The following is a 4892-nucleotide window of genomic DNA, read 5'->3' as shown; positions in this document are numbered from 1 at the left end:
CGACGGTTCCGACACCACCCGAGTCAGCAACCAGCAGCTGTTCCTGTCGTCGCTCATCCGCAAGGTCAAGTCGGGCGACACTCTCGGCAACCCGCTGACGGTATACGCGATGGCGCAGGCGGTGGCGGGCAACATGCAGCTCAGCACCTCCCTCAACTCGCTCGACGCGATGGCAGCCATGGCGTTTGCGTTGAAGGACGTCCCGCTCGCCAACATCGCCTTCGTCAGCTACCCGGCGGGGGCTACGACGATGGGCGGAGTCGGCGGTATGGCGCCCCGGAGGGCAGAGGCGCAGATCCTGATGGATGCCATCGCCGCCGACGCGCAGATCGTCGTCACCGGCGACCCCGGCGGCGGTGCTCAAGCGGGTGAGGATGTCGTGGAGACCGCGAAGCCGGGACCCGGAAAGTCCCCGGCGCCCTCAGCCAGCCCCGACGAGACCGCAGTCGTGGAACTGCCGCCGTCGATCAATGGGCAACCCGCGTCAGAGCAGACTTGCACGATTGGGAACAACTACTAGCGGCATCTCGTTTCGTGAGAGTAGGGCGGACGGGACTTGAACCCGTGACCGACGGATTATGAGTCCGCTGCTCTAACCAGCTGAGCTACCGCCCCGCGCCGCTTTCGATCGCTTCGCGACAGGAACCGGCTCGGTGACCGGGTCGGCCACCGTTTCACCACGGTACAGCGCCTCGAAGGTGTCGACGGTGGCTTGCAGGTCGTGTTTCGCGACGATGCGCTGCGACGCCTTCTTCATGGCGGTGTACTCGTCGGGCGCCGCGGTCAGCACCGAGGTGATGTGGGCGGCGAAGGCGGGGATGTCGCCGGGCTCGTAGAGGTAGCCGTTTTCGCCCGGGTGTACGAGGTGCGGCAACGCCATGGCATCCGCTGCCACGACGGGCAGAGCCGATGCCATCGCCTCCATCGCGGCGATGCACTGCAGTTCGGCACGTGACGGCATCGCGAACACGGCACCGTTGGTGAGGATGTCGCGCAGCTGCTCGTCGGATGCCTTGCCGTGGAAGATCACGCGGTCGGCGATTCCCAGGTCACGAGACATCCGCTCGAGGCGGTGCAAGTCCTCTCCGTGACCGACGATGTCGAGTTTCGCGTCGAGGCCGGTGTCGAGCAGAGCGAAAGCTTGCAGCAGTTCGTGGATGCACTTCTCTTCGTCGAGGCGGCCGACGAAGACGATGCGGTTCTCGGTGCGCGGCTTGAAACTCGGCACGTAGTTGGCGGTGTCGATACCGTTCGAGATCGAGTGAACGTCGGTCAGTCCCGTCATCTTCTCGAAGTAGTCGCTCGACCGCTTCGTCGGGGTGGTGACGACGTCGGCTTGCGCGTAGACACCGGCGGCCGCCTTCCACTGCGAGCGGATCAACCAGCGCAGCGCCGGAGGCGGCAGGATCGTGACGTGCTGGGCGATGTTCTCGGCCATCGTGTGGTTGGTGCCGACGAGGCGGATGCCCGCAGCCTTCGCCGCCGGCGCGAGGCCGGTGCCCATGATGATGTGCGACTGAAAGTGCACGACATCCGGCTTCACCTCGGCCATCAGCCGACGCGCGTTCGCCTTGATCCGCCAGGGCAGAGCGAACCGTACCCACGGATGCGGCCACCAAGGCCAGCTCTTGAGCCGGTGCACCATCAGCTCGACCCCGTCGTGCACCTCGATGCGGGAACCGTGGTGACGGTCGGGCGCGGGCGCGACGATGTGTACCTCATGGCCGCGCTGGGTCAACACGACGGCGAGCCGCTTGGCGAATGAGGCGGAGCCGTTGATATCGGGGGCGAAGGTGTCCCCGCCGATCATGATTCGCACTCGCATGAGGCTACCGGAGCGAGGGGACCTATCGATGCGTCTGCGGGTGGTGCTTCGCGAGTTGGTAGACCCCGTAGACGGCAACCGATGCGGCGAGCGCCCACACCGGGATCACCCACAGCGGGGCGTGCGCGGCTTCACCGAGCACCGCGATGCCGATCGCGACCGCAAGGAGTGGATCGACGACAGTCAGACCGGCGATCACCAGGTCGGGTGAGCCGAGCGAATACGCGGTCTGCACGAAGTAGGCGCCGAGCGCTGCAGCGATCAGCAGGGCCACGACGCAGGCGATGGTGAGCCACTCGAATTCGCCGCCGACGATTCCGGCCATCAGGTTGCCGACCCGATTGATGACGACTTTGGCGAGGGTCGCGACGAAGCCATAGAGCACACCGGCCGCGACGATGTAGAACAGTGCGCCGGCCCGCTTTCGGGCGAACGCGAAGGTGAGCGCGAGCATCAGGATGACCCCGCCGAGAATGCTCAGCACGATCACCAGCTGGGTTTCGCCGATGACCTGTTCCTCGGCGACGAAGGTGGCTACCGTGACGAACAGGGCGATGCCGCCGACGCAGAGCGCGATCGCGCGCAGCACCGGGCCTTCGATCTTCGTCTTGGTGACCCGAGCATTGACGATGGCCGTGATGACGAGCGCAACGGCCCCGATCGGCTGCACGACGATGAGCGGCGCGAATCCGAGACTCGTCAGCTGGAACAGGATCGCCAGCCCGAGCAGCACCGTGCCGATGACCCACGACGGCCGGGCCAGCAGGCGCAGCAGCTGTCCCACGCTCAAGCCCGCTTTGTTGCCCGACCCGTGGCGTTCTTCGACGACCTCTACCCCGCGGTGCTGGAACTGCGCCCCGAGCGACAGAAAGACCGCACCGACGAGCGCGATGAGGATGCCGACGACGGGGATGTTGCCGATGATGCTCTGGGCATCAACGTCGCCGATCTCAATCACCCCAAAAATCTAGCGGTCCTGGCTGGATATCCTGGCCGAATGGCCGTCCGACCCATCCGCATCACGGGCGATCCCGCGCTGCACACGCCCGCTTCCCCTGTCTCTGCCATCGACGACGCCGTACTTGAGCTGGTGCGCGACATGGAGGAAACGATGGCCGCCGCTCCCGGGGTCGGCCTCGCGGCACCGCAGGTGGGGGTCGGGCTACGGATCTTCATCTGGTCGTGGATCGACGACGATGGTGTGCGACACCGCGGTACGGCGATCAACCCCCAGCTGCTCATGGCGCCGCTGCCGCTCGGCGACCTCGACGACGATGAGGAGTCGGAGGGCTGCCTGTCGATCCCGGGCGAGCGGTTTGCGCTACGCCGCTCGCCCGAAGCGCTGCTCACCGCGACCGACCTCGACGGGAACGGCTTCGAGGCACGCGCCACCGGCTGGCTGGCCCGCATCTTCCAGCACGAGTTCGACCACCTCGACGGCGTGCTCTACGCGGACCGGTTGATCCACCCGCACGACAAAGGGATGGCGAAAGCGATCCGCAAGAAGAGCTGGGGCTCGCCGGGCCAGTCCTGGCTACCCGGCGTCGACCACCTGGAGGGTTAGCTACCTCACATCACGGGGCCACCGCCAGTCGGCGACCTCCGGGATGTCTTCGCCGAACTCGCGGGTGTAGTCGCGGGCGCGGGTGCGGGCATCCTCGAGATCCTGGCGGAGCTCGGGGTTCGCTGCGGCGAGGCCGGGCACGCGGTCGAGAACGTCGATCGCCAGCTTGTATCGGTCGAGATCGTTGAGCATGACCATGTCGAACGGCGTGGTCGTCGTGCCCCGTTCCTGAAAGCCGTGAACGTGCAAATGGTCGTGGCCGGCGCGCCGGTAAGTGAGCCGGTGAATGAGTGCCGGGTAGCCGTGGAACGCGAAGATCACCGGCTTGTCGGTCGTGAAGATCGCGTCGTACTCGTGGTCCGTCAGGCCGTGAGGATGCTGCCCTTCCGACTGCAGGCGCATCAGGTCGACGACGTTCACGACGCGCACCGCAAGCGTCGGCACCCGCTCCCGCAGGATCGCGGCCGCGGCCAACACCTCGAGCGTCGGAACGTCCCCGGCGGCGGCGAGCACGACATCCGGTTCCTGACCCTCGACCTCGGTACCCGCCCAGGGCAGGATGCCGAGACCGCGAGTGCAGTGTTCGATCGCCTCGTCCATGGTGAGCCACTGCGGCTCCGGCTGCTTACCCGCGACGACGACGTTGACGTAGTCGACCGAGCGCAGACAGTGGTCGTAGGTCGAGAGCAAGGTGTTGGCGTCAAACGGCAGGTAGACCCGCACGACCTCGGCGCGCTTGTTCACGACGACGTCGAGAAAGCCCGGATCCTGGTGACTGAAGCCGTTGTGATCCTGACGCCAGACGTGGCTGGACAGCAGATAGTTGAGGCTCGCGATCGGCTTACGCCACGGGATGCGACGACACGCTTCGAGCCACTTGGCATGCTGGTTGAACATCGAGTCGACGATGTGCACGAACGCCTCGTAGGTGTTGAAGAGCCCGTGCCGACCACTCAGCAGGTACCCCTCGAGCCAGCCCTGACACTGGTGCTCGCTCAGCACTTCCATGACGCGACCGGTGGGGGCGAGGTTCAGGTCGACGCTCTCGATCTGCGCGTTCCACTGCTTGGCCGTCGACTCGTAGATGGCCGGGGCGAGGCGGTTCGAGGCGGTCTCGTCGGGCCCGAAGATGCGAAAGTCGGCGGGATTCTGTCGGATGACGTCGGCGAGCCAGTGGCCCAACACCGCTGTCGACTCGAGCTGGAGCGCACCGCGCGCCGCGGAATCGACCTCGACCGCGGTCTCGCGGAAGTCGGGAAGGTTCAGGTCGCGCCGCAGCCCGCCGTTCGCGACCGGGTTGGCACTCATCCGCAGGTCGCCCGCTGGGGCGAGCGCCACGACCTCGGGCCGCGGGGCACCGGCCGCGTCGAACTGCTCCTCGGGCCGGTAGGACCGCATCCAGTCGTCGAGTATCTGCAGGTGCGCCTCGGTGTCTCGCGCGCTCGCCAGCGGAACCTGATGCGCACGCCAGGTGTTCTCGACCGGCACGCCGTCGATCTCGGC

At 66.6% G+C, this 4892-nt stretch carries 3 protein-coding genes, 1 tRNA gene and 2 pseudogenes; 2 read left to right on the top strand and 4 right to left on the bottom strand.

All coding sequences use genetic code 11. The annotated features are described in order from the left end of the window. A pseudogene (locus RMO30_RS10310) lies at positions 1 to 520 on the top strand (LytR family transcriptional regulator); the annotation flags it as partial. Positions 521 to 541: 21 nt separating this feature from the next. Here RMO30_RS10310 and RMO30_RS10305 read toward each other — a convergent pair. From RMO30_RS10305 to RMO30_RS10295, 3 genes are all read right to left on the bottom strand, one after another. After that, positions 542 to 615 (bottom strand) — tRNA-Ile (locus RMO30_RS10305). Beyond that, a complete protein-coding gene (locus tag RMO30_RS10300) occupies positions 593 to 1825 on the bottom strand; it encodes a glycosyltransferase (protein WP_309712926.1) in 1233 nt (410 codons plus the stop codon). The genes RMO30_RS10305 and RMO30_RS10300 overlap by 23 nt, the downstream gene beginning before the upstream one ends. 22 nt (positions 1826 to 1847) lie before the next feature. Further along, positions 1848 to 2783: a DMT family transporter gene (locus tag RMO30_RS10295; protein WP_309712923.1), complete on the bottom strand. Its 936-nt coding sequence runs from the start codon at positions 2781 to 2783 to the stop codon at positions 1848 to 1850. Positions 2784 to 2822: 39 nt separating this feature from the next. Here RMO30_RS10295 and def point away from each other — a divergent pair, with 39 nt between their 5' ends. Continuing rightward, positions 2823 to 3389, top strand: coding sequence for a peptide deformylase (def, locus tag RMO30_RS10290; RefSeq protein ID WP_309712920.1), 567 nt, complete (start codon positions 2823 to 2825; stop codon positions 3387 to 3389). Here the strand turns inward: def and RMO30_RS10285 are convergent. Further along, positions 3390 to 4892, bottom strand: a pseudogene (locus RMO30_RS10285) (phosphoketolase family protein); the annotation flags it as partial.

The organism is Pseudolysinimonas sp., assembly GCF_031389465.1.
In the GTDB taxonomy this organism is placed as follows: Bacteria; Actinomycetota; Actinomycetes; order Actinomycetales; family Microbacteriaceae; genus Pseudolysinimonas_A.
This window is presented reverse-complemented; position numbering and strand designations above follow the sequence as displayed.